Raw genomic sequence first — 23,012 nt, forward strand, 5'->3', positions numbered from 1 at the left:
CGGGGGTAGTATGTCCGCGATGTCGCTGGTTATGATGCGGAAGATATTTGCTTGCGCCAAAGCAATACATCGTGTGCAGCGGTCCCGATTCCCCAGATGGCGGCCAGTTCGTGCATGATGGTATCCAATGGTTCTACGCTGCCGAGCAGCGGATGTTGAAAAAAAAGGCCGGAGGTTCCCCAGATGCAATATAAGAGGCCGGTCAGCATCGCTGTCGCAGCAGAGACTCGATGGCGCCTTCTGGCAGCCAGCACGCTGATGGAGCCAAAGGCTAAGTTTAGGTAAGATTCCACGTGCGTAAACTGCAAATATGTGCCCACGTGCCCGCCGCACACACCAATCCCGCCGAGTGTTAAGAAAATCCATCCAATGATTCGACATGTCGTTTTACTATTCATAGGTCAGACTCCCTCATCATCACGTTCATTTATGTGTATGGCGGGGTTGTCCCATATATGACGCAAGCTTGGGTTGTATGACTGACCAGTGTCTGGAATATCCTGTGAGTGAGATGCGAAGAATATGGTGATATGAGAAAAGCGCACAAAGCGGGCAATACTGCAAGCGAACGTAAAGGTTTTGCAGCCTTAAACAATAGACGCATCATTTCGGCAGGGGGAAGTTAAATGTCAAAGAGTGAAATCGAGAAGCTTGCACACCAAGTTCAGCAACTTCAACTGGTCTTAGAAGATATGCAACAAACATTAGAACGACTCCAACCAACCGATTCCTACGGCGGTCGCTACGCACATTTGAATTCGCCCCGCCAACGACTGGTATCCGCGCTGGAAGATACGGTCCCGCGCCAGTCTGAGTATGCAGAGTACGCACGAAGTGAACATCGCGGCAATTGATGATGGCAGTCCCTCTCTCATGTGGTATGTTGGTAAGAACAGCAGTGTGACGTGCAGGGGGAAATATTTGTGCAACATGAGCGTACCAAAGCGAGATCGAAATCTTGGATTGTCATTGTCATCGTTGGATTTTTGTTGATTCTGTTCTGTGTAGTCGGTTACATACTTTGGCATCGTCGCCATCAGCCAGCCACTGTACAGGTGTTGACCGTTCGGGCGCAGACCATGAAGCGAACCATTTTTGCCGCCGGTCAGGTGAAACCGGTTGATCGGCAAATTATCTATGCGAGTACGCTGTCTGTGCCAGTCAAAAAACTGGATGTCCATGTGGGTGAGCATGTCAAACAAGGTCAGCCGCTTTTGGAGCTGGATAATACGTCACAACAAGCAGCCATCGCTTCGGCGGAATCGACCTTGGCACAGGCCAATGCGGCATATCAGCGCGCGCTTGCTGGCTACAACAGTGCGCCTTCGTTATTGAAGCAGGTCTGGCTGCCGCAGGTGGACGCGGCGCAAAGCGCGGTGGATCAAGCTCAGGATCAGTTGGATACAGCTCAGGCGCAATTGGCGGCAACCAAGGTTACGGCGAATTTCACGGGAATCGTCCTGATTGCCAACATGGAAGGCGTGGACGCGAGTGGGCAAGAGAGCCCGGTGATTGAGTTGGCGGGAGCGGCGAAGCAAATTGTCATCGAACTTTCAGAGGTTGACGCCACACATGCGCAAAAGGGGATGCGCGTGAGCATGACCAGTGACGCGTATCCGAATCAGACGTTCAAGGGTGTCGTGTCACAAGTCGCGCCTTATGCGCAGACAACAGATTCTGGGACAGGCCAAGTTGAAGTCGATGTCACGCCTAAAGGTACTTTTCAACTGCCATATGGCTATGATGTGGACTGTACAATTGCCAGTGCGACGCACAGCAAAGTGCCGACCATTCCCTATACGGCATTGGTACAAGAGGGAACGAACTATGCGGTGTATGTCCTTGAGGGAAACCGGGTCAAGAAAGTGACTGTACAATTGGGGATCACCAACAATACCTCGGTCGAAGTGGTCAAAGGCGTTTCTGTTGGGCAGAAAATCATCAATAACCCACCTGAAAATCTGCAAAACAATCGTGTGGTGAACACCAAGTGATCCTTTTGGAGAATTTGTCCAAATCTTATGAGGTTGCCGGCGAGACATTGACCGTATTGAAAAATATCACACTGCGGATTGCCGACGGGGAATTTGTGTCTGTCATGGGGCCGTCCGGCAGTGGAAAATCGACTTTGATGCACATTCTGGGCTGCCTGGACTTGCCTACGAGCGGATCGTACATATTGGATGAGGAAGATGTCGCTAAGCGCTCACGGCGTGATTTGGCAGAGGTGCGCAATACCTCGATTGGCTTTGTGTTTCAAAATTTTCATCTGCTTCCGAGGATGTCTGCGGTGCGGAATGTGGAATTGCCGATGGTTTACGCGGGTGTGCGCAAGGCCGAGCGGCGTGCGCGCGCACGGGCATTGCTGGAGCAAGTGGGGTTGGCGGATCGCATAAAACACCTGCCGAACGAGTTGTCAGGCGGTCAGAAGCAGCGCGTGGCGATTGCGCGCGCGTTGGCGAACCAGCCGCGCTTGTTATTGGCCGACGAGCCGACTGGCGCCTTGGATCAAACCACTGGCTTGGAAATCATGGCTTTGTTTGAGTCGCTGCATCAAGCTGGCATGACCATTGTCGTCATCACGCACGATCCGGACGTAGCCAAGCAAGCCGGGCGGATCATTCGGTTAGTCGATGGTGTGATTCAGGGAGAGGAGGGGGGCGAATGAACATTCTCGAAATGTTTCTTGCCGCGCTCTCTTCGCTATTGGCCAATAAGCTGCGTGCGTTTCTGACCATGCTCGGCATTCTGATAGGTGTTGGCTCCATTATTTCCATCGTTGCAGTCGGCAACGGTGGGGAACGCGCCATTGTCAACGCCATTTCGAGCAGTCGTCTACAGCAAACCATTGAAATTCTGCCGAAAGAACTGGTTCAGCCGGGTCTGCCGCAGCCGGGACAAGTATTGTCGATATCCCAGGAAGATTTTAATATTGCTGAGCAGTTTTCCGGTGTTGAAAATGTGGATTATACCCTTTCCGGCCAGGCAAATGTCACAGCATCGACACAGACGCTGAACGCTTCAATCGAGGCGGGGCCGAGTTATCTCAATGACATCGCGCGTTTTCAAGTTGTGACGGGGCATATGTTCAATCAAGCGGACGTCATTGCCCATCGGCACGTTGTTTTGCTGAGCCAGCCGCTTGCCGAACAGTTGTTTCCGCGGGGGAGCGCTGTTGGCCAGGTGGTGCAAATCGGCGGTGAGCCGTTTCAGGTCTTGGGTGTCACGGTCTCCCAGGAAGCCAGTCTATTTTCTCTGTTTCTTGGCACTGAGTATGTGTATATGCCTGCCACGACGTGCCGTGATCTCTATCCGTACTGGAGCATCAGTGAGATGGATGTGGAAGTTGCGCCAGGCACAGACAAGGCGGCGCTGAGCAAGCGGTTGGTCACTGCATTGAATGTGAATGCGCATAATGCGGATGCGTTCGAGGACTCGTCGGGATTTTTGGCGGGCATTGAGCAAATTATCGGCAAAGTGACGTCAATTCTCACGTTGGTGATTGGTTCAATTGCCGGCATTGCCCTTTTGGTCGGCGGTGTTGGCGTAATGAACATCATGCTGGTTTCCGTCACAGAGCGCACACAGGAAATCGGCATCCGTATGTCCTTGGGCGCAACCCGTGGCGCCATTTTGCTGCAGTTTCTCATTGAATCGATGATGATCACGCTGATTGGTGGCGTTCTGGGGATCCTATTGGGTGTTGGCGTGAGCGTTGCCGTCAGCATGGCGACGCAGTTGCCGACGTTTGTATCGTGGCCCATCGTCGTAGGCAGCTTTTTGTTCTCTGCGCTGATTGGCGTCTTATGTGGGCTGTATCCTGCAAACAAAGCAGCGCGTCTCAATCCGATTGACGCGCTGCGTTATGAGTGACAAAAGTCGTTTGTGCCCTCAGTTCATGCGGTGAATGTTCATGTTGCGCAGGCGGCGGACGCGCTCTTCCATTGGCGGGTGCGTGCTGAACAAATTGAGTAATGACTGGCCGTGCAGCGGATTCATGATGAACATGTGCGCTGTGGCTGGTCTCGCTTGATACATCGGTCGTCCGTGATATTGCTCAAGCCGTTCGAGCGCATTGGCCAACGGCCGCGGATCTCCCATCAGACGAGCGCCAGTGGCGTCTGCACGGTACTCGCGAGCGCGTGAGATGGCCAATTGAATGACGGTCGCCGCCAGGGGCGCAAGAATCATCATGGCGATCTCCGCCGCGACATTGCCACCTTCTCTGTCCCGCTCTTCACCCCCAAAAATCATCGTCCACTGCAAAATGTTCGCAATGCTGGTGATGGCGCCTGCCATGACCGCGGCCATGCTGCTGATGAGGATATCTCGGTTTTTTACGTGCGCCATTTCATGCGCAAGAACTCCCTCCAGTTCATCTGAAGGCATCAAACGAAGAATCCCTTCCGTCACGGCAACTTTTGCGTTCTGCGGATTGCGTCCGGTTGCGAAGGCGTTCGGCTGTTCTGACGGTGTTACATAAATCTCCGGCATCGGCAAGTTGGCACGCCGCGCCAAGCGGCGGATGATTTGGTATAATTCTGGCGCTTCCGCCTCGGTGACGGGATACGACTGGGTGAGACGGATGGCCATGGTTCCGCTTGTCCAATAGGCGAAGGCGTTCATGGCGATGGAGATGAGCAAAAATATCAGCATGCCCCTCGATCCGCCAATGAAGTGTCCGATCAGTACGAGGATCACGGTTAATGCTGCCATCAAGGTCCATGTTTTCGCTGCGTTCAAGCACATCTTTCCTTTCTGTGTGTTTGACGTCATAAGGTACATGAGCGCTTGCCCTACCTATATATTATGGTAAGCAGACCTGGTGCGCCATGCGGAAAAGATATCTGGATAAACGATAAAGTGAATCTTAAGCCATTCTGGGTAGTTTGTGCGCCTAAAATGGTTTCGTTATACTTGAACTACTGGCGTGATCGTACATTGAGTTTGCATCAGTTTGCATTGAACTGCGATATAAATACGATTTCATTCATAATGACAGGAAAGCTTATCTTGAGACGCACACAGCAAGGATGTCGTCCTTCGTAAGCCTGATTCGGGGGGAAAGCATGCGCACGGTGATTGTCTTCTTTGCGGGAAACGAACGAGGGGGTGCAGCAGCGCACATTACAACCCATGCTCGTACAGTCGCTCGTTCTGAAAAGCGCCATCACTATCATTTTGTCAGTTTAGGTGATGGCCCATTGACGGCATCCGTCGTTTCAACGAGTGTGAAGTCTGTGGTCATTGCAGCAGGCGCTGTCGGCGGGATGCGGCAGCTTAAGCAGTATCTGCGCACCATTCACAATCCATTGTTGCATGCACATGGACCACGGTTGAATATCCTTGCAGCATTGGCTGCGAAACAGGTGAATGTCCCTTGGACATCGACCATTCACAGTCATCCTTATTTTGATTTTATGGGAAGTCGTTTGAAGTCCCGTATTTATCCTCGTTTGAACATTTGGAGCCTGCAGAAAGCGATAGGCTTGTTCGTTGTGCAGAGCGCGCTTGCTGACGCATTGCCGGTCAAAACGGTTTTAGATGTGCCAAACGCCATCGACCTACCTGCTTTACAGGAGCCGCGAGAGGCGTATGCCACGCAGTTGAAAGAACGTTTGCAACTGCCTTTGTCCACTCGGTTTATCGGCATGGCGGCGCGATTTGATCCCGTAAAAAACATCGATGTGCTCATTCGGGCCATCGCCAAGTTGACATCTGACGACACGCATCTGCTTTTGGCTGGAGATGGCCCGGAGCGCCAGACGCTCGAAGCGCTTGTTTCGCAGTTGGGCTTGCAGGATCGGGTTCATTTTCTTGGCTTCCTTACGGACATGCCCGCATTTTACGCTGCTTTGGACGTTCACGTGCTCCCATCGAAAAGTGAGGGTACCCCTTTCAGTATGCTTGAAGCGGGTCACTATGGCGTTGTCAACGTCGGATCGGACATCCCAAGTCTACGTGAATTGCTTCGTGACGGTGAGGCGGGTCCGGTGGTGCCCGTCGGGGATGTGGAATCGCTCGCACAGCGCTTGGATGAATTATCACAGAACGAGACATTGCGTCAGCGATATGTGCAAAATTTCCACACGCAAGTATTGCCTCATTTTGCACCCGAAAAGATGTTGGAGGCGTATGAACGAGGCTATACAGTGCTCGAAGAGGATATTCTTCGCAGTGGACGTTACTGACGTCTCCATGTATGGCGATCACGAGGGGGCAGGTATGGTTTGAATCGTGAGGGGCGAAGAGCTTGAGACGCTGGAATTTCGCGATAAATGACGGGCAAATACGGAATCGCTGGTCTGCCACTTGGTTTTTTATTATATTTACGATCGCCTGGTACCTGATTGTCCAAACTTATTTTGGACATGGGATTGTCGGGATGGTCAAATCTGGCGCTTTGGTCGGCGAGTTGGTAAACCAAGGCGAGTGGTACAGATTGTGCTCCGCACTATTTGTCCATGTGACGACACTTCATTTGCTGGTCAATATGTTCTCGCTTTGGTCCTTGATGATTGTTGAAAAATTGCTGGGCAGTGCAGTTTGGCTTGTTCTCTACTTGCTCAGCGGCATCGTTGGCAACCTGTTCAGCTATTTGTTGCTTCCAGGCAACGACGCGAGTGCCGGCGCCTCTGGCGCCATTTTCGGCCTATTTGGCGCGATGCTGGCCTTGGCGTTACTTCGTATTTTGCCGGGGGTGGTTCGCAACCAGTTGCTGCTTATTTTAGCCGTCAATGTGGTGCTTGATGTATCCAATCATGACATTGACTGGTTAGCACATCTTGGGGGAATGCTCACGGGTATCTTGCTTACAATAGGTTATGTCAAGGCGTTACGTAAACCTTTGTTGTGGCGCGCGTCTGCTTTTGTTTTGTGTACCTTGACTGCAGTTTGTCTGTTATTCACATTGTTTATGCCGATTCCTGGCATTTAGAAGCGTTATGATTTATATGTTGCAAATTGTCGTCTCACGTCTTATACTACTGTTCGTAATGTTTGCTTGAAGGGTTGGAAATCACGGGATACGGCCTTACACTTAAAGGGTTAGGACCTCTACGGACTAACTTTCCCCCGTGGTGTAGGGGCGGTTCCACATGCCGGGTAAACGGCATGGCCGAATTGGCTCAAAGGGGGATTTTCTTATGGATACGATGGGTCGTCATGTGATTGCAGAGCTTTGGGGTTGTAGCGCAGAGAAGTTAAATGATGTACAAGGTATTGAACGTACGATGGTCAATGCAGCATTGGAAGCTGGTGCGGAGGTGCGGGAAGTCGCTTTCCACAAGTTTGCACCACAAGGTGTGAGCGGTGTGGTTATCATTTCCGAATCACATCTAACCATTCACAGTTTCCCAGAACACGGTTACGCCAGCATCGACGTATACACGTGTGGGGAGCGAATTGATCCGAATGTGGCATGCGATTATATTACGAAACAATTGGGCGCACAGCGTCTTGAATCGATAGAAGTGCCACGCGGTGTCGGTCCCATTCAAGTTCAAGATGTCAAAGTGCGAGCATTCTGAGGTCAACACTGCGTGGGATACCACAAAACAGCAGCAACCAATGGGTTGCTGCTGTTTTGTATTTTCTGATTCGTTACTCTGCGTCGTTTCCCGCAGGGTTTTGATTTGCAAAAACGCGCTCATGATGTGTTGGGACACGCTTGTCCAAGAGGATACGTCCATTGCCAGCATCGACGATGACTAAATATTTATCTTCGTCATCGCGGACGATGGACATGTAGACCAGGCTTGTCCGAATGTTGCGCAGTTGCAATTCTTCGACGGTCATGCCAGGGTGTTCGGCGAGGATCGCTTTTTTTGCATCCTTTTCGGAACACTTTGCGTACTTCTGAAGTTTTTCAGTGTACGCTGCATGGCTCGCGTTGTATGCCTCGCGCAACGTGTCGCGCGTAACTTGGACGCTGGAGCGCACATCCCATTGCTCTGTGCCTTCGCTGTCTGTATTTTGGACATTTGCTGTGACGGGGTGCAGGTTTGCGTGCGTGGCTGAGGTTTGTGGACGTTGAAGTCCATCATTGGCAAATACCGTCCCTGTTGTACATGCTAGACTGCTGAATAGCGAAAGACTAACCAGCCATTTTTTCATTGATATCCTCCTCAATGCGCCGTTATCTATAACTTCTCCATACATTCCATAATTATGTATTTTGTGTTTGCAAAAATCTTTTTTGCTTGTGTTTTAAATTGCAAACATCATCTTGCGATATGGCGTTGATTCCTGTAGAATAAAATACGTTCTTGTGACCGTAGCTCAAGTAGAGAGTACGTTGACTGAATGTGTTGCCTTGGAAAAGAGAATTTTAAGCTTGATAGATGAGGGGAATTAGCTCAGCTGGGAGAGCGTTGCACTGGCAGTGCAAAGGTCGTGGGTTCGAGTCCCATATTCTCCACCAAATTAATGAGGGCCTTTGGACACGGAGGGGTGTCTGAGGGTTCTCTTTTTAGTTTGCGATGGATTTGTAGAGCGTTCGCAACAGTGTTTTACCGGAAGAGACAGTCAGTGCACTTCGCACCATCGGTACGGTATAGTGCATATAGAGGTGAATGAATACCCTGATGGAAGACGCACGCAAGTTGTGGAGTACACAGGCAGAGATCGAGAGAAGGAAAATCCACTTGTCTGATAGTCGATTGCCCATCATGATAGTTTTTTCTGGGCCAAACGGCGCAGGGAAAAGTACTAATTGAAGCAGAAATTCTAGATAGTCTCGACTATGAGAAGTGTAATGCGGCCGATACGAGAAAGAGAACAAATGACACGACAGCAAGAAGGCAGCGGACGTTATTTAGACTTTCCCAACGGTTGATTAACGATTTCCAATTTTGTGGTGGAACATTCGGATTCCATTCGAGTGCCCCGGCGTTAATGGGTACGGTTCCAAACATCGTCACGGCGAGGAACACAAGCAAAGCTACAGCACCCGCCCAACTGAATACACATCCTCTACTCGTGGCATCTACAATGGCTAACGTAACTCCCGATATAATGGCTGGGAGCATAATCACTGGTACTAGGACACGAAGCGTTCGAATTAAAGCCTGTCGGAGCTTAATATGTGAAGGGTCATCTAACACAAGCAGAGTATCTCGCACACCTAATCGGATAACGAACTCTTCACCAGCCAACAAGCCTACAAAGAATAGATTGATAAATGCCAAAATGAACTGAAACATAAGTCCTCCTATTTCGTTCGGAATCCAGAATGAGATACTGTAGCCAAAGCATAATTGATGTTTGTGAACTGAATATGAACAGATTGATCATGATACGAGGGACGTTCCCAGGGTGATTGACTCAAGCTAATCTGTGACATGACGGAACTGAGGAGAGAAAAATCCATAGGAATGATCAATTGGGTAGTGAAACTGACCACGGTGGCAGAGCGTTGCACTGGCAGTGCAAAGGCAGAAAACACATGATCCCCAAACTTGTACATTTCAACCGTTTCTAAATTCGGATCGACAATCCAGTTTCTTTGACTTCGGTCGCCCAATAGCGTTGGAGCTTCACCGTTCTATCCTTTGCAGCAGTTCCCTTCGACAGAATTTCCACCACTAGATCAGGTGCGCAGACACAACCCATATCGTGCAACTTGGACGAATCGCAAATGATGGACAAATCGAGAATCACCCACTCATCCTTACCTTCTATGAGGTATACATCAAACGGTGCAGAAAAGCACTGTTCTGTATGAACATCACCTCTTGAAATATAAAATACTCAACTGAATTCTTCGATCCCTATTGACAAACATACCCTAATTAATTTTATATTGAATATATAAATCGTTCATTTAATATAAAATTCATTCGTGTATATGCTGGTGAAGAGACAAATCGTATGACTTGCGATTCTGTATGCACACGACAGGGGGTGAGAACAAACTGGCTTCGGCCTTTCATTGAGCGTTCTGCATGTTCGTTGTGCGTTTTATGAAACGACAAATGGGAATTTAGAAGAAAAATCATTTTGTTGCTGAGGAATTTGAGAGGGGAATATTCGAGTGAAACAAGTATTGACGGGAATTGCAGCTGCATCGATTGTCATTGGCGCCGCGCTGCCAGTTGCGATGGCAAATTCAACGACCACTTTTACCAAGCCAGCGACACAGTCAGCGCACAAGAAGTTGCCGATTGTGAAAGCAATTGCATTTAGACCTATGGGCGCAACGTCATTGTCAGGATTCAAGGGGCAACCAGTTATGAAGGCAGGGACAGAGACTACACCGACTTGGTCTCAGGTGGAAATTTCTGTAGGTGGACAAGTGTTGAGTTCCCCCCAGGCCTTCCATGAAGATGGTGAAACTTTTTTGCCGATATTTGATATAGACGCAGCACTGCAGAAAATCGGCGATCAAGTCGCATGGAATGGTGAAACAGATACATGGAATCTGCAAGCTTCCAGTACTGTGCTTGAGGCATTGGCACAGACGCCGGGCGGAAGCGTTGGAACTGGGAACACGAGTGTCACAGTCAACGGCAATCTCCTCGCGAAAATCGATACTGTTGACGAGGTTGCGCCGAATACAGGGACAGAAACGGCCTATGCACCGCTAGATTTTATTCAGGCCGCTTTTGAAGAATTAGGTGCAGGGGTATGGGACGGAAATGCTCAACAATTAGATATCAATACGCCTAATTTTATCACCTCGGCCATCGCGACCAATGGCAGCATCATTTTGACATTCGACAATCCGTTTGTCGTGACTCCTGGGACATCTGAGCTTCTTGTCAAGGGGACAACGGGTTCTACCCTGTGGGCTACTGCGTCCCCAGTATCTGTCTCAAACATCCAGCTGAGTTCAGACGGAGAAACGATCACGCTGACAATTCCTAAGAATGTGCCCGGAGCGCCAGCTCCACATTACACTGTGTCATATATGGGTGAGAACCCTGTACCAGTTTTGGATGAGTAATCCGCTTTTAAATGTCCGTTTTCGCATGGGGTAGACAATCAGTAAGGAAAACAAGGGGGGCGTCAGCCCTCCTTTTCATCAATATATCTCGTTTGCACAATTGCATCCTCTTGAAAAATCTCTATATTAGATATAAAGCTTATTCATTGAATACGAATGGTGTGGATATATATGGCAAAGAACAAACGGAGGTATGACAATTCACTGCGACTTCAACAGCAGGAGATGACGAGTACGGCGATTATGGTCGCTTTGAGAGATCTCATTCTGGAAGGCCGCATGCACAATTTCACCATTCAGGAAGTGGCGGATCGGGCGGGTGTGTCGCATGGATCCGTGTATCGACATTACGCTTCGCGAGAAGCCATTCTGGAAGCGTTTAGAGGGTGGTGTTTGGAGCAGGATTATCATCAGCACGTCCCGACTTATGTGGATACGTTGGAAGAACTGCCGGGTTGGGTCGAGCGGATGATTCCGCAGATCTATGACACACTTCCCTACAGCAAAGCGCTGTTTGCTATCTTATACGCGCTTCCCAATCCTCAAAAACATATACGTACCCGCGAAAGAGACGAGTGGATTTTGCGTCTGGTGCAAAAAACAGCGCCGAATCTGCCCAATGACGCTCAACTAGCTTCCTATTCGGTGATCCGTCTACTGGTGAGCATGTCGACATGGATAGAGTTGCACGGACGGTACGGGCTTGATGAACATGGGTTGATTGCTGCGGTAAACGCGGGGATTTCGGCTCAAATCGCTTTTTTGAAGGCGACCGAACGGGAGGCGCAGTCACATTAAAGGGGAGATGGAGATGATACAAAAGAAAAATATTCACAGTGACAGTCACCATTATGCTGAGAAAAAGAAAATTTGTCGGTTGCAGGACGAACAGTGTCTCGTCATCGACGAAGCTGGCGGAAAGGCGGTCAACCTGGCAAAGTTGAGGCGCGCCGGGTTCCCAGTGCCCGATGGGGCTGTGGTGACAACGACAGCTTTTGCGGAATATATGTTGGATATTCCGGCCGGAGACAGTGCGGTGATCCGTGGGGCAATCATGGAGAGGCCGCTTGATGAGCGTTTGCAGCAGGAACTGCGCGAGGCGATCACGCCGTTCGGCGATGTGCCTTTCGCCGTTCGTTCATCGGGCGTCGCGGAAGATCTCGCCGACGCTTCTTTCGCTGGTCAATATGACACGTTGCTTGGCGTCCATGGCTTCGACGCCGTCGAGTCTGCGGTGCGAACCTGCTTTGCTTCCGCGTTCAGCCGCCATATCCTGCAGTACCGGACAGTCAAGCAGGCAATGGCGGGGCGGATGGCTGTACTGATTCAGCCAATCATCGAGGCGGACGCGGCAGGTGTGGCTTTCACGGCCAATCCAGTCACCGGTGATCGGAAAGAGGTGCTGGTCAGCGCTGTCAAGGGACTTGGCGAACGTCTGGTGTCTGGGCAGGCGACGCCCGACGAATGGACGGTGCGTGGTCAACAGGCGGTACCGATACAGTTGCCGGAACGGGCGATGGAGGCGGACGACATTTTGCGTGTGGCTCATCTCGCCAGAAAAGCTGCGCTCCACTTTGGTCAGCCCCAGGACATCGAATGGGCGATTTCCCGAGGTGAATTGTATCTGCTGCAGGCGCGGCCCATCACGACATTACCGCGTGACAACGCAGGTGCAAAGCGCCAGATTCCGCTTCCCGTCGAAGTGCCTGAAGGATTTTGGGAACGGGAAGTGTCGCATTATCCCGATGTGTTGGCGCCAGCAACGAGATCGACCTTTATTGTCGCGATGAACCACGCCATGCGCAACCTGTGCACGGAGATGTCGTTGATGATTGAAACACTCGAACAGAAGGAGATCGGCGGCTGGCTGTATCAACGCGTGGTGCCGCTTGGAGGCAAAGAGAGAAAGGCGCCGCCCGCCTGGCTGATGCCTATCCTCATCCGCTTGGTGCCGCAGATCAAGTCGCGGCTTGCAGGCGCGGTCGCATGGGTTAGGGAAGATAGAGCCGGGAAATTGCTGCGCGATTGGGAAGTGCGGTTGAAACCGGAGTTGACGCGCAAAGCCTCCAACTTGGCTTTGGTTCAACTAGATGACTTCTCCGATGACCAATTGGCAGCGTATCTTTCAGAGTCATTTGAGTTTCTGAAATACTGTCTGGATCAGCACATGTTGCTCAATGGCGCGATCGAATACATGATTGCAAGATTTGTGTTCGAGTGTCGGGCGCTTTTGGATTGGGACGAGGCGCAGTCGATGCAGGCCTTTGGTGGGTTATCGGAAATCTCCAGCGCTCCTGGACGCGCTATAGAGGCGATGGCGAATTTCGTTCAAAGCCATCCCGCGTTGTTGCACGACCTACAAGAGGGGTGTTCCCTCAGGGATTTAGAAGCTTCGCATCCGAAATTCGCAGAAAAGGTCGCTGCGTACGTTCGCGAGTTTGGTCTGCGCGCTTTGCGCGCGGAATTGAATTATCCGACAGTTGGGGAGTCTTCGCACATTCTCTTGCAGCTATTGAAAGACCAATTGAGTGGAAATACAGGGCAGGTAGCGGAACATGCATCCATACTGGCGCAGCAGCGCCAGCGTCGATTGGCCGAGACGGAGCAACGATTGCTGGGGCGGACAGAAGTGGAGCGCGCGCGGTTCAGCCTCCTGCTTGACAACGCAAAACGAGCGTATCCGCTGCGTGAAGAGCATGGATTTTACGATCGCGATGTACCTGTCGGTTTGTTGAGATACGGTTTCTTGGAAGCTGGCAAGCGGTTTGTGGCGCGAGGACATTTGGATTGTATCGACGATGTGTTTGAGTTTCTTGGCGGAAGGTGTCACTTGGGCACTGGAGCAGATTTTCGCGACAGAGCAGAGTGGCAGAGTGCAACGCGACGCGTCTCGCATCGAAGGGATATCGGCATCTACTGGGGAATACACGGGCAAGGTACGAGTCATTCGAGAAGAATCGGAGTTCTCGAAAATTCAGCCAGGCGATGTATTGGTTTGTCCCATCACTTCTCCCGTGTGGTCGATGGTTTTTCCCAACATTGGGGCATTGGTGACGGATTCGGGAGGCATTCTCTCGCACTCCGCGATTATCGCACGTGAATACCGAATTCCGGCCGTGGTGGCAACGGGCAACGCGACATCGCTGTTGACGGATGGGCAGGTTGTTACGGTAAATGGAGACCGAGGTCTAGTCGAGCTGGCGCGTGCGGAACAAGCATATTGAAAATGTTACATGGCAATGGTGTCTCAGCGAAAAAATGCTGCAAGGATGTTGCCGCGTCATAATGGTTAGCGTTCGCAACTTTGCTTTTTTAAACTTCAGTTTAATACATCTGATGCGCTACTGGTTCAAGTCCTATATTCTTTCCACCATCATAAAGAGCCTTTGGGCACCAGGGGGGTGCTTGAAGGCTCTTTTGCTGTCTTAGATCCGATGATTATTGGGAATCGAGCGTATACCACTTGAATTTCTGGAGGGGCACTAGAACAGCTATGGACGGTAGATGGCAACACCAATTTTAGAATCAGCCATTCCGTAGTACAAATAGTAAACCCCTTTGTACGTAGCTAACCCTTCAACAAACACGACATTATCCACTTGCCCCAAAATTTCGTCATGTGTTCCCGGAACAAAAAATGGGGTTTTTGTGCGTTTTAGTACTTTCGAAGGATCTTCCTTGGAAAGCAGCACTTGTCCAGCTGAATAGCGCAGCTTTCCGAAAGACGGATCTTCAGATTCAGCGATTTTCCGAGCAGCATTATAGATGAGTAAAATGCCTTTCTCCGTCAACAAAGGCTGCGGACCCGGTTCAATCAACGCACTGTCAAATGCCTTTGGATCAACAGATGGAGCAAACACAGGCTCTTTAATGGGTGTCCAGTGGATTAAATCTTCTGAGTAGGCAATCCAGATACTCGTGTCACCAAAGTACATGATATATCTGCCGTGTATAGGTTCGGGTAGGATGGCACCCGACTTCGACCATACCTTGTCTGATCCCTCCATCCATTCTGGGAACAAAATACCTTTCTTTTCCCATGTATACAGATCTTTAGAAGTCGCGAGGCATAGTCGAGCACTGCGACCGTCGAAAGCGGAATAAGTAAGATAGTACGTATCACCGATCCGTGTCACACGAGGATCTTCACAGCCACCTGGGTGTTCGTATGGTTCTGTCGGGACCAAAACCGGTTCTGGATGGCGTTCGAAGTGAATGCCATCCTCACTGATGGCGAGTCCAATTCGAGAAGTCCCATTCCATGCTCCAGCACCTGTATGATCTTCGGCACGATACAACAGAAAGATTTTCCCGTCTTTTTCAACGGCAGTTGGGTTGAATAAGTCTTTTGATTCCCAGGTGTCACCTTGAGGCCCAAGAATCGGATTATATTGATACTTTTCGAATGGTCCTAGCGGAAATGTCCACTGAGTTGTCGATAAGTTCATAACCAATTCTCCTTTAAGAATTAATTTGGATTAATTTATCGATCAATGATCCGTCTCGTTCCAGGTCTTTAGTTTACGATATAAGCTCATCCTCGAAATGCCAACCTTCTCAGCATGAGACTATCGTACAAACTCGACGTACTCCAATTCAATAACTAAATCGTCCGTTTTTGTTACAATGGGTCACGCATTCTCTACGTTGTGTCGAGTAAAGATTAACAATGAGGAAGGAGGTACGGTTACAATTGCAAGAACAAGGCATTGTTAAATTGATTCGAGATGACGCGTGTATGATGCATATCCTTCACATTGCTGAATCATTTGGTTTACTTACGAGTTGAAGACATAATAACAGGAAAGGCGTTTACTATGATCATTGAGACAGAACGACTGATTTTACGGGAATTCACTGTGGACGATTGGGCGCAAGTACATGTTTATGCTTCAGATACCGATCTTGTACAGTTCATGGAATGGGGCCCTAATTCCAAGGATGCGACAAAAGAATATATAAACAGCATGATCATGTCTCAGAAACAAAGCCCGCGAGAGACGTACGAATTCGTGATTGTACTCAAGGAGAGCGATTCCATAATTGGCGGGGGTGGACTACATGTCGAGGAGCACCTTCAGGCGTCACTTGGATATTGCCTGAATCGGCAATTCTAGGGGCACGGCTTTGCCACTGAAGTTGCACATGCATTGTGCGAATTTGGCTTTTCGAAACTCAAACTCCATCGGATTTTCGCAACGTGTAGACCAGAGAATCCTGCCTCGTCGAGTGTTATGAAGAAAATAGGAATGACTAAAGAAGGCATGTTGCGGGAGCATATGTTTTGGAAGGGAAAATGGCAAAGCTCGGTTATCTATTCAATTCTCCGTAGTGAGTTTTATCGAATATCAGGTTGATAATAGATTGTTCCGTTGAAGCTGCGACGACCCTTGTATCTCCAGTAACGAGGAAGGGGTACGGTCTATGGATGACTGTATTTTTTGTAAAGTAGCCAGAGGGGAAGTAAAATCATGGAAGGTTTACGAAGATGAAAATACTTATGCCTTCTTTGACATTAACCCTGCGACTGAGTATCATACATTGATTATCCCGAAGGCGCATTATGAGAACATTTTTGATACACCAGAGGAAGTATTATTTAAAATAATGTCAACGGTGAAGAAAGTTGCGACGCTGTATGAGACGAAATTGGGTATCAGAAACGTCCAAATCAGAAACAGTTCTGGAGTAGAGGCGCAACAAGATGTGTTTCATATTCATTTCCATGTGGTTCCGAGAAAATATGGCGATAACCAAGACACAAAATGGCTATCCCATCCCGAATGGCGAGCTAAATTCGATGAATTGTTAATCAAATTGCGTTAGAATTTTTTATCTGATATTAACAGAAGAATTGCACAATGACAAATCCATTAAAGGTTGCCCAAATTTCCGTCTTGACTGATATGGGCTGTTTGTACACCTTGGCAGTTATCACCATTAGGATAGGGGATATGTCATGACGTTTCAATTTTTGGATTTTGACAGATTAAATGGCACGGAAGTTGATTTGTTAATTTCCGAAAAAACTCCAGAGAACAAAGACAAAGAGTTCGTGCCTGCGTACAAGTACAAGATTGTCCTCCACAACACAAACACGGTCGTGGGAAAGATTGATATTCGCATTGGGTACCAAGAGAGCCTTTACTATGGTGGGCATATTGGATATACGGTATTTGAGGACTCCAGAGGCCACCATTTTGCTGGAAAAGCATGTATCTTGCTTAGGCAAGTGGCTTTAGAGCACGGGATGAACTGCGTAAGGGCATTGGCAAACAACTGGTTCGTCATGCAATCGAAACCGCACGTTCTATGGCATACAAAACAATTGAACTTGGAACAGGGAATGCTGGGAGCGGGCAATTGGCACTGTATCAGAAGTGTGGATTTCGTATCGTAGGCGTTGATTTGGACTTCTTTACACGACACTATCCCGAGCCATTTTATGAGAATGGAATTCACTGTAGGGATATGGTTCGTCTTGCAATGGATCTCTGACAACTTGTGTCGCTATTTGGGGGGAGAACTGAAGGAATACGTTCAGCAACAATTACATAAATATTCAGTTTGAAGGTCTTGATCTTATTGAACACTGGGAGCAGGATTGTTCAGGAGCGGTGTGGTATTTAAGACATCAATAGAGAAGTGCTGGGTATCAAGCAAATTTTATTTCTTCAGGGACGGTGAATGACAGTGGTGGAAGAGCGAGTGTACAAGAGCTACGAGGCCGGACCGTGGGTGATTCATGCAGAAAGCAACATCCAAAATGAATCATCGGAGGGGGAGGAACCGATTTTGCTTGGTTTCAAGTTTATTGGATCACCTGAAAAGTTACGATTTATAGGTAATCGTTGTGACATTTACATCGGATTAGACCAGAAAGCTGGACAATTAACTATCAATGGCGTATGTATCGATCACGATTGTGTGAGACGGGAAGTGTGGGTTTCCAGGGAATAGGGTTTCCATTCAAGTACCTGCGAATATTGAACAACGGGCTGCTTGGATGGAAGAAGCACGTTGTTGACCATTTGTATGAAAATACAGTGCTCGCGGCTTGCCGTTATGCTATTCTCAGGCTTTTTAGCGACAGATAGACATCCAATACATGGTGCTTATACAGTTAAATGGATGGTCTGCCATGGGCATTAGGAATTATCTGATTGAAGGCGTTTCCGGCTCTGGCAAAACTTCGGTCTGCAAAGAATTGCAGCGGCGCGGCTACCATGCCATTCATGGTGACCGCGAATTGGCTTATCAAGGTGAGCCGGAAACTGGTACACGAACGGATGGTGTCACGCATGAGCATCACATTTGGCATGTAGATAAAGTAAAAGCTTTGGTCGCCAACCAGGATGAGGCGGTAACATTTTTTTGCGGTGGTTCTAGGAACTTTCCGAAATTCATAGATCTATTTGATGGCGTGTTTGTCCTCGAGGTCGACCTTGACACATTGAACCGGCGGCTTGACGAGCGACCGGAAAATGAGTGGGGCGGAAAGAAACCGGAACGGGAACTCATTGCGCGATTGCACCAAACGAAAGAAGACATTCCGAAAAACGGAATTATAATCGACGCCACCGCACCGATCACGCACGTCGTTGACGAGATCGTCCGTCAAAGCGAAGCAAATAAACGTCAACGACAGTAACCCCTGCCATTAGCGTAGTGAACTGCCTCACCACGCCTCAACTGCGTTTGGCTTTGACTTATTCTTAATCAGTTTCATCCTTGACTAAACTCCACAAATCCCTTCGAAAATTTGACGAAAAGCTTTTTCTTGACACGTAACGCTATTTTGTATTACTGTGTACCGGTAGTAAGTAATACTCATTATCAGTAACACAAAATACATGTGACACAAAGTACTGAACACGAATGAGGAGAGAAATTTGGAAAACCTAACGGAAATGCTCAAAGGTGTGCTTGAGGGTTGTGTTCTTGAAATGATAAGCCGCAAAGAAACCTACGGCTACGAAATCACGCGACGGCTGAATGCCCTTGGCTTCACAGATGTTGTGGATGGAACTGTGTACACCATTTTGATCCGGCTTGAAAGAAGCAAGCTGGTGGAAGTCACCAAAAAACCCTCCGACATGGGGCCACCGCGAAAGTTTTTTGTGCTCAACGACGCGGGGCGCGAGGAACTGCGGAAGTTCTGGGAAAAATGGGAGTTCGTATCATCAAAAATTAACGGGTTAAAGGATGAAAAGTGATGAATTTTTGGGACAGAGTCACAGGGAGCGATATGACTAAAGAATTTAAAGCTTTTGAGTCGAGAGTCGAAAAGCTTCCGACTGATTATCAAATGGCATGGAAAAAAGTCAATTCAACTATTTGGATTTATTCGGATTTCACTGGCCGCAATCTCATGCCAATTCTTGACGGTGTGCTTAGTCTACTCGAAGAAACGGCGGCGGACGGTCAGAGTGTCCAAGAGGTTTTTGGTGACGATATCAAAGGCTTCTGTTCAGCGTTGGTCGGCGAAGAAGGGGCAAAGTCTTTTCGCGAAAAGTGGCGCGATCAACTCAACAATAATATCGCCAAAAAGTTAGGTAAATAGGGGGGATAAAAATGAGAATACAAGATATCATCGAAGGCAAAAAAAAGTGGCGAGCGCACGTGGCACGAATCAAAGCGCTCCCGCAAGATTATCAGATTGTCTATAAAGAGATTCAAAAATATCTCTTTAAGGTCGCCGCTGTTGAGCTAACCGACGGAACGAGTTTGCTCTCGGGGATCATCGACCTTTTTGAAGAGGGCGCAGCCTTGGGGAAAGGCGTACTCGAAGTGACGGGTAGTGACGTAGCGGCTTTCTGCGACGATCTAATCAAAGGTTCGAAAACTCACGCTGACATCTATCAAGAATCTGTTGACCAAGGAGTTAATAAGGCCATGAAAAAGGTTATGGATAAAAGTAGGGGATCTCGAGATGGAAACAGCAATTGAAGCGAAAGATCTGCGAAAGTCTTTCAAGGACACAGAAGTCCTAAAGGGTGTAGATTTCGAGGCGAAACAGGGCAGTATTTTCGCCCGCCCGGTTCCAATGGGGCGGGAAAAACAACGATTGTCAACATTCTCACCACTTTAGCGACATAGGCGTTATGTTTGGGCGTTCCATGCGTCACATATCCCGCAGCATGGACACCATCATCAAATAAAATTCGGTACGGATAACTATGTGAATTACTTGCTACCCGGGATACTGCTGATGGCTATTGCAAGTGGGATATCCTATACAGCTTACCGCCTGTTTGTCGACCTGCAGCGGCCATATTCGAGCGGTTCCACTCCATGCCGATAGCGTGATCGACTATTCTGTGGGGCACGTTCTGACCTCGCTGGTATCCAACGCGATTTCGGTTGTCGTCATCATTCTCGTCGCGTTGATTATGGGATTTCGCTCGTCAGCAGGGGGGCTGTCATGGTTTGCTGTAGTTGGTATACTTGCGCTGTTTACGTTGGCCTTAACTTGGATCGCAGTGATTGCTGGCATGTCTGCAAAGTCAGCGGACGGCGTGAGGGCATTTTCCTATCCATTTCTCTTCCTGCCGTTTATCAACTCGGCGTTCGTACCCACTAAGAATATGCCTCTAGTCGTTCGCGTTTTTGCCAACAACCAACCATTCAACTCAATTGTTGATGCAATTCGCTCCTTGCTAGCTGGGAGGCCTGTCGGTAATGACATTTTGATTGCGCTCGCATGGTGTTTAGGCATTCTTATTGTTGCGTATATATTCGCAATGTGGGTTTACAAACGGGGAATTTCATAATGTTGTCGTTATGCGAATTCGACTGCGGTGGCGTCTAATTTCAAACATCAACGTCATCGCCTTGTTTACCCGTTTTGGGCAGAACTAAACAGTAGTCACTCTATCACTTTTACTGATAATTTTTTTGTGAAAGTTTCAGAACTTGTACTGAAGTTCTGAAACTCTATGCATTCTTTTTATGTGTGAGGAATAGACTTGGGATGAAGATTAGCGCAAGGACAATGACGGACACTAAGAATCCAGCATGGTAACCTTTTAAATGATTTACGATATTTGGTTGAAGTCCTTGTATGACAGTTGCTACAACGGTTGCGATAACAGCTGAACCGAAGCTTGAACCAAGGTTTTCAATAATATTAATACCAACACCTGCTTCTGGAAGTTGTTTGCTGTCAAGCCCGGTATAAGCGTCACTCGTCAACGGAAGAATAATACCTCCAAAACTGGTACCACGGATGAACAATATGATGGAAATCCAAATCATACTTGTTTTATCTGTGATAAAGATAAGCGGAATGGATCCGATAAGCGAAAGAACAAGACTGACCATAACGACGTATTTTGCACCGATCTTATCAATCATTTTTCCAATAATCGGTCGAGTAACGAGCATGCCAACTCCTTGAGGGATTAACGCAAGTGCTGCTTCGATTGCCGTGAATTGGCGGAAGTTTTGAAAAAACAATGGAAGTATTAGCATGGGTCCCATGATGGCAATATTCGCTAAGAACAAACCGATGTTTGATGTTAAGAAGCTCTTGTGTGCAAACAAATTCATTGGAAGCACGGTTTGATTTTTTCTGATTCGATTATATATGAGGTAAATTACTGCTAAAACAAGCCCAATGCCTACCCATAAAATTGTTTCGCTATTGTCAAACGATGCATGGTCAGCTGCTTTCGTAATCCCAAAAATCAATGCCGCACTCATTAAGGACAAATCGATAATCCCAAAGACATCGAGTTTACTATCTTTGTTGAATGGTTCAAAGTCTGGAATGGTTTTCATCATCAATGGTGCAGCAATCAAAACGATGAACACGTTGATGAAGAAAATCCAATGCCATGATGCACCTTGAACGATGAAGCCCCCGACTACAGGTCCTAAGATTGGGCCGAAGATCATAGGTGTGCTGACGATAGCCATCACTTTCCCTATATTTTCTGGACCTGCTGTTTTAACCAAGAGTGTTGACATAAGCGGGGTAATAATCCCAGCGCTAAATCCTTGAAGTAAACGGAAGAAGATGAAGCTGGAAACGCCCCAACTAATTCCAACAAAAATAGAAATGACACCAAAGGCGATGACTGATCCGATGAAGACTTTCTTTCCGTTGAATTTGTTCATGAGCCATCCGGATACTGGAACTGCAATCGCAAGAGCTAAAACATAACCTGTAATGGACCATTGAATGGTATCCAATGTCGTGTTGAAGTACTTAGTTAGTTTGTCAATGGCGATGTTCACCATAGTTGAGTCAAGCATTGGAGCGATTGCTCCAAGTGCAATAGCCCAGGCAGCCGTGAGAATTCCTTTTGGCAATCCCGACTTCTTTACTTTATCTATTGACATATGATTTCCCTCACATAAGTTGATGTTTGTTTCCTTGTCAACAAAAATCTAGCATAATATTATTTCCTTGTCAACAAAATAGAGGCGATAAAAAAGCAGTCCGTTCTCAATAGAGTTGGGCTGCTCGTGGTTTATTATTCAAATTTATTTCAATTTAATTAATAGTTAGACCTTGTTTCTTGATTTCGGCATCCAAATGCCTGCTATACTTTTCTACAAAGTTAAGCATGCTGTCAAATTGTTCTTCTGTTACTTGTTCAAATACAACTTTGTCCCGTTCTTGAAACTCTTTGTGCAGTTCCTCATGGATTTTATAAATTAATTTCCCTTGCTCAGTGAGCCTAAAATAGATCTCTTTCTTGTTATCCGGTTTCTGGTAGCTTGCGATAAGGTCTTTTTTTATAAGCTTCTTAGTTAATTTACTGATGGCACCTCTAGTCATATAAAGGGACTCCGCAAGTTTTGTCACGTTGGCATCTCTATTTTTTCCAATGGATTCGATACAATGTACTTCAGAAGCCTTATAACCCTTCAGACTTTCTTCCATCTTAAACTTATTAAGCCAAACCATCTTGTTAAATACGTCCCTGAAATTGATGATAAGCTGCTCTTTTTTGTTCATGGCCTGTTCCCCCACTTGGTGCTACATTAATCATAATTATATCGATTTGTTTGTTTCCTGTTCAACAATGTTAGAATGGTCATTTTAGGAATTGACTAT

24 protein-coding genes, 1 tRNA gene and 5 pseudogenes are annotated in these 23,012 nt (G+C 47.8%); 21 read left to right on the forward strand and 9 right to left on the reverse strand.

Going from position 1 to position 23,012, the window contains the following annotated elements; translation table 11 throughout:
* Nucleotides 1–29 precede the first annotated feature (29 nt).
* Complete coding sequence (locus tag ACFSB2_RS05940) at nt 30–398, reverse strand: hypothetical protein (RefSeq protein ID WP_377942122.1); 369 nt, start codon at nt 396–398, stop codon at nt 30–32.
* 228 nt (nt 399–626) lie between these two features.
* On the opposite strand from ACFSB2_RS05940, the gene ACFSB2_RS05945 reads away from it, so the two are divergent.
* From ACFSB2_RS05945 to ACFSB2_RS05960, 4 genes are all read left to right on the forward strand, one after another.
* A complete protein-coding gene (locus ACFSB2_RS05945) occupies nt 627–854 on the forward strand; it encodes a hypothetical protein (protein WP_377942123.1) in 228 nt (75 codons plus the stop codon).
* Nucleotides 855–923: 69 nt separating this feature from the next.
* Nucleotides 924–1,994 (forward strand): efflux RND transporter periplasmic adaptor subunit, encoded by a 1,071-nt coding sequence (locus tag ACFSB2_RS05950; protein ID WP_377942124.1) that lies wholly within the window; start codon nt 924–926, stop codon nt 1,992–1,994.
* On the forward strand, nt 1,991–2,668 hold the full coding sequence (locus ACFSB2_RS05955; RefSeq protein WP_377942125.1) for an ABC transporter ATP-binding protein: 678 nt from the start codon (nt 1,991–1,993) through the stop codon (nt 2,666–2,668). The genes ACFSB2_RS05950 and ACFSB2_RS05955 overlap by 4 nt, the downstream gene beginning before the upstream one ends.
* Nucleotides 2,665–3,873, forward strand: a complete 1,209-nt coding sequence (locus ACFSB2_RS05960) for an ABC transporter permease (protein WP_377942126.1) — start codon at nt 2,665–2,667, stop codon at nt 3,871–3,873. The genes ACFSB2_RS05955 and ACFSB2_RS05960 overlap by 4 nt, the downstream gene beginning before the upstream one ends.
* Before the next feature lie 18 nt (nt 3,874–3,891).
* Here the strand turns inward: ACFSB2_RS05960 and htpX are convergent, their stop codons facing one another.
* Nucleotides 3,892–4,743 (reverse strand): zinc metalloprotease HtpX, encoded by an 852-nt coding sequence (htpX, locus tag ACFSB2_RS05965; protein WP_377942127.1) that lies wholly within the window; start codon nt 4,741–4,743, stop codon nt 3,892–3,894.
* A gap of 326 nt (nt 4,744–5,069) precedes the next feature.
* On the opposite strand from htpX, the gene ACFSB2_RS05970 reads away from it, so the two are divergent.
* The 3 genes from ACFSB2_RS05970 (at nt 5,070) to speD (ending at nt 7,529) form a co-directional block, all read left to right on the forward strand.
* Nucleotides 5,070–6,191, forward strand: coding sequence for a glycosyltransferase family 4 protein (locus tag ACFSB2_RS05970; RefSeq protein WP_377942128.1), 1,122 nt, complete (start codon nt 5,070–5,072; stop codon nt 6,189–6,191).
* Nucleotides 6,192–6,253: 62 nt separating this feature from the next.
* Nucleotides 6,254–6,937 carry a rhomboid family intramembrane serine protease gene (locus ACFSB2_RS05975; protein WP_377942129.1) on the forward strand — a complete coding sequence of 228 codons (684 nt, stop codon included), beginning with the start codon at nt 6,254–6,256 and terminating at the stop codon, nt 6,935–6,937.
* Between the two features lie 208 nt (nt 6,938–7,145).
* Nucleotides 7,146–7,529: an adenosylmethionine decarboxylase gene (gene speD / locus ACFSB2_RS05980; protein ID WP_377942130.1), complete on the forward strand. Its 384-nt coding sequence runs from the start codon at nt 7,146–7,148 to the stop codon at nt 7,527–7,529.
* A 73-nt stretch (nt 7,530–7,602) separates the two neighbouring features.
* Here the strand turns inward: speD and ACFSB2_RS05985 are convergent, their stop codons facing one another.
* Nucleotides 7,603–8,115, reverse strand: coding sequence for a PepSY domain-containing protein (locus tag ACFSB2_RS05985; RefSeq protein ID WP_377942131.1), 513 nt, complete (start codon nt 8,113–8,115; stop codon nt 7,603–7,605).
* A 231-nt stretch (nt 8,116–8,346) separates the two neighbouring features.
* Here ACFSB2_RS05985 and ACFSB2_RS05990 point away from each other — a divergent pair.
* Nucleotides 8,347–8,422 (forward strand) — tRNA-Ala (locus ACFSB2_RS05990).
* 319 nt (nt 8,423–8,741) lie between these two features.
* On the opposite strand, the gene ACFSB2_RS05995 is transcribed toward ACFSB2_RS05990, so the two are convergent.
* Both ACFSB2_RS05995 and ACFSB2_RS06000 read right to left on the reverse strand, forming a co-directional pair.
* Entirely contained in the window at nt 8,742–9,203 is a 462-nt protein-coding gene (locus ACFSB2_RS05995; RefSeq protein ID WP_377942132.1) for an anthrone oxygenase family protein, read from the reverse strand.
* Nucleotides 9,204–9,477: 274 nt separating this feature from the next.
* The gene (locus ACFSB2_RS06000) at nt 9,478–9,660 is read right to left on the reverse strand and encodes a Uma2 family endonuclease (RefSeq protein WP_377942133.1); all 183 of its coding nucleotides are present in this window, start codon (nt 9,658–9,660) and stop codon (nt 9,478–9,480) included.
* Nucleotides 9,661–10,033: 373 nt separating this feature from the next.
* Between ACFSB2_RS06000 and ACFSB2_RS06005 the strand changes: the two genes are divergently transcribed.
* The 4 genes from ACFSB2_RS06005 to ACFSB2_RS06020 all read left to right on the forward strand — a co-directional run bounded on the left by ACFSB2_RS06005 (nt 10,034) and on the right by ACFSB2_RS06020 (nt 14,169).
* Entirely contained in the window at nt 10,034–10,945 is a 912-nt protein-coding gene (locus tag ACFSB2_RS06005) for a hypothetical protein (RefSeq protein WP_377942134.1), read from the forward strand.
* A gap of 171 nt (nt 10,946–11,116) precedes the next feature.
* Entirely contained in the window at nt 11,117–11,743 is a 627-nt protein-coding gene (locus tag ACFSB2_RS06010; RefSeq protein WP_377942135.1) for a TetR/AcrR family transcriptional regulator, read from the forward strand.
* Nucleotides 11,744–11,756: 13 nt separating this feature from the next.
* On the forward strand, nt 11,757–14,045 hold the full coding sequence (locus tag ACFSB2_RS06015) for a PEP/pyruvate-binding domain-containing protein (RefSeq protein WP_377942136.1): 2,289 nt from the start codon (nt 11,757–11,759) through the stop codon (nt 14,043–14,045).
* On the forward strand, nt 13,969–14,169 hold the full coding sequence (locus tag ACFSB2_RS06020; protein ID WP_377942137.1) for a PEP-utilizing enzyme: 201 nt from the start codon (nt 13,969–13,971) through the stop codon (nt 14,167–14,169). The genes ACFSB2_RS06015 and ACFSB2_RS06020 overlap by 77 nt, the downstream gene beginning before the upstream one ends.
* A 267-nt stretch (nt 14,170–14,436) precedes the next feature.
* Here the strand turns inward: ACFSB2_RS06020 and ACFSB2_RS06025 are convergent, their stop codons facing one another.
* Entirely contained in the window at nt 14,437–15,393 is a 957-nt protein-coding gene (locus ACFSB2_RS06025) for a glycoside hydrolase family 130 protein (RefSeq protein WP_377942138.1), read from the reverse strand.
* A gap of 42 nt (nt 15,394–15,435) precedes the next feature.
* Nucleotides 15,436–15,507 (reverse strand): annotated as a pseudogene (locus tag ACFSB2_RS06030) (helix-turn-helix domain-containing protein); the annotation flags it as partial.
* 255 nt (nt 15,508–15,762) lie between these two features.
* Between ACFSB2_RS06030 and ACFSB2_RS06035 the strand changes: the two are divergent.
* The 9 genes and pseudogenes from ACFSB2_RS06035 to ACFSB2_RS06075 all read left to right on the forward strand — a co-directional run bounded on the left by ACFSB2_RS06035 (nt 15,763) and on the right by ACFSB2_RS06075 (nt 20,718).
* A pseudogene (locus ACFSB2_RS06035) lies at nt 15,763–16,302 on the forward strand (GNAT family N-acetyltransferase).
* Nucleotides 16,303–16,339: 37 nt separating this feature from the next.
* Nucleotides 16,340–16,771 (forward strand): HIT family protein, encoded by a 432-nt coding sequence (locus ACFSB2_RS06040; protein WP_377942188.1) that lies wholly within the window; start codon nt 16,340–16,342, stop codon nt 16,769–16,771.
* A 435-nt stretch (nt 16,772–17,206) separates the two neighbouring features.
* Nucleotides 17,207–17,443 (forward strand): annotated as a pseudogene (locus tag ACFSB2_RS06045) (GNAT family N-acetyltransferase); the annotation flags it as partial.
* Between the two features lie 643 nt (nt 17,444–18,086).
* Nucleotides 18,087–18,596 carry an AAA family ATPase gene (locus ACFSB2_RS06050; RefSeq protein ID WP_377942139.1) on the forward strand — a complete coding sequence of 170 codons (510 nt, stop codon included), beginning with the start codon at nt 18,087–18,089 and terminating at the stop codon, nt 18,594–18,596.
* Between the two features lie 259 nt (nt 18,597–18,855).
* Nucleotides 18,856–19,161, forward strand: a complete 306-nt coding sequence (locus ACFSB2_RS06055; RefSeq protein ID WP_377942189.1) for a PadR family transcriptional regulator — start codon at nt 18,856–18,858, stop codon at nt 19,159–19,161.
* The gene (locus ACFSB2_RS06060; protein ID WP_377942140.1) at nt 19,161–19,508 is read left to right on the forward strand and encodes a DUF1048 domain-containing protein; all 348 of its coding nucleotides are present in this window, start codon (nt 19,161–19,163) and stop codon (nt 19,506–19,508) included. Before ACFSB2_RS06055 ends, ACFSB2_RS06060 begins: the two co-directional genes overlap by 1 nt.
* 11 nt (nt 19,509–19,519) lie before the next feature.
* Nucleotides 19,520–19,894 (forward strand): DUF1048 domain-containing protein, encoded by a 375-nt coding sequence (locus ACFSB2_RS06065; protein WP_377942141.1) that lies wholly within the window; start codon nt 19,520–19,522, stop codon nt 19,892–19,894.
* Nucleotides 19,878–20,035, forward strand: a pseudogene (locus ACFSB2_RS06070) (ATP-binding cassette domain-containing protein); the annotation flags it as partial. The gene ACFSB2_RS06065 and the pseudogene ACFSB2_RS06070, both read left to right, overlap by 17 nt.
* A gap of 14 nt (nt 20,036–20,049) precedes the next feature.
* Nucleotides 20,050–20,718 (forward strand): annotated as a pseudogene (locus ACFSB2_RS06075) (ABC transporter permease).
* 163 nt (nt 20,719–20,881) lie between these two features.
* Here ACFSB2_RS06075 and ACFSB2_RS06080 read toward each other — a convergent pair.
* Nucleotides 20,882–22,291: an MDR family MFS transporter gene (locus ACFSB2_RS06080; RefSeq protein WP_377942142.1), complete on the reverse strand. Its 1,410-nt coding sequence runs from the start codon at nt 22,289–22,291 to the stop codon at nt 20,882–20,884.
* Between the two features lie 154 nt (nt 22,292–22,445).
* The gene (locus tag ACFSB2_RS06085; RefSeq protein WP_377942143.1) at nt 22,446–22,913 is read right to left on the reverse strand and encodes a MarR family transcriptional regulator; all 468 of its coding nucleotides are present in this window, start codon (nt 22,911–22,913) and stop codon (nt 22,446–22,448) included.
* Between the last annotated feature and the right edge of the window lie 99 nt (nt 22,914–23,012).

Origin of the sequence: Alicyclobacillus fodiniaquatilis, assembly GCF_042678105.1 — a bacterium.
Classification (GTDB): domain Bacteria; phylum Bacillota; class Bacilli; order Alicyclobacillales; family Alicyclobacillaceae; genus Alicyclobacillus; species Alicyclobacillus fodiniaquatilis.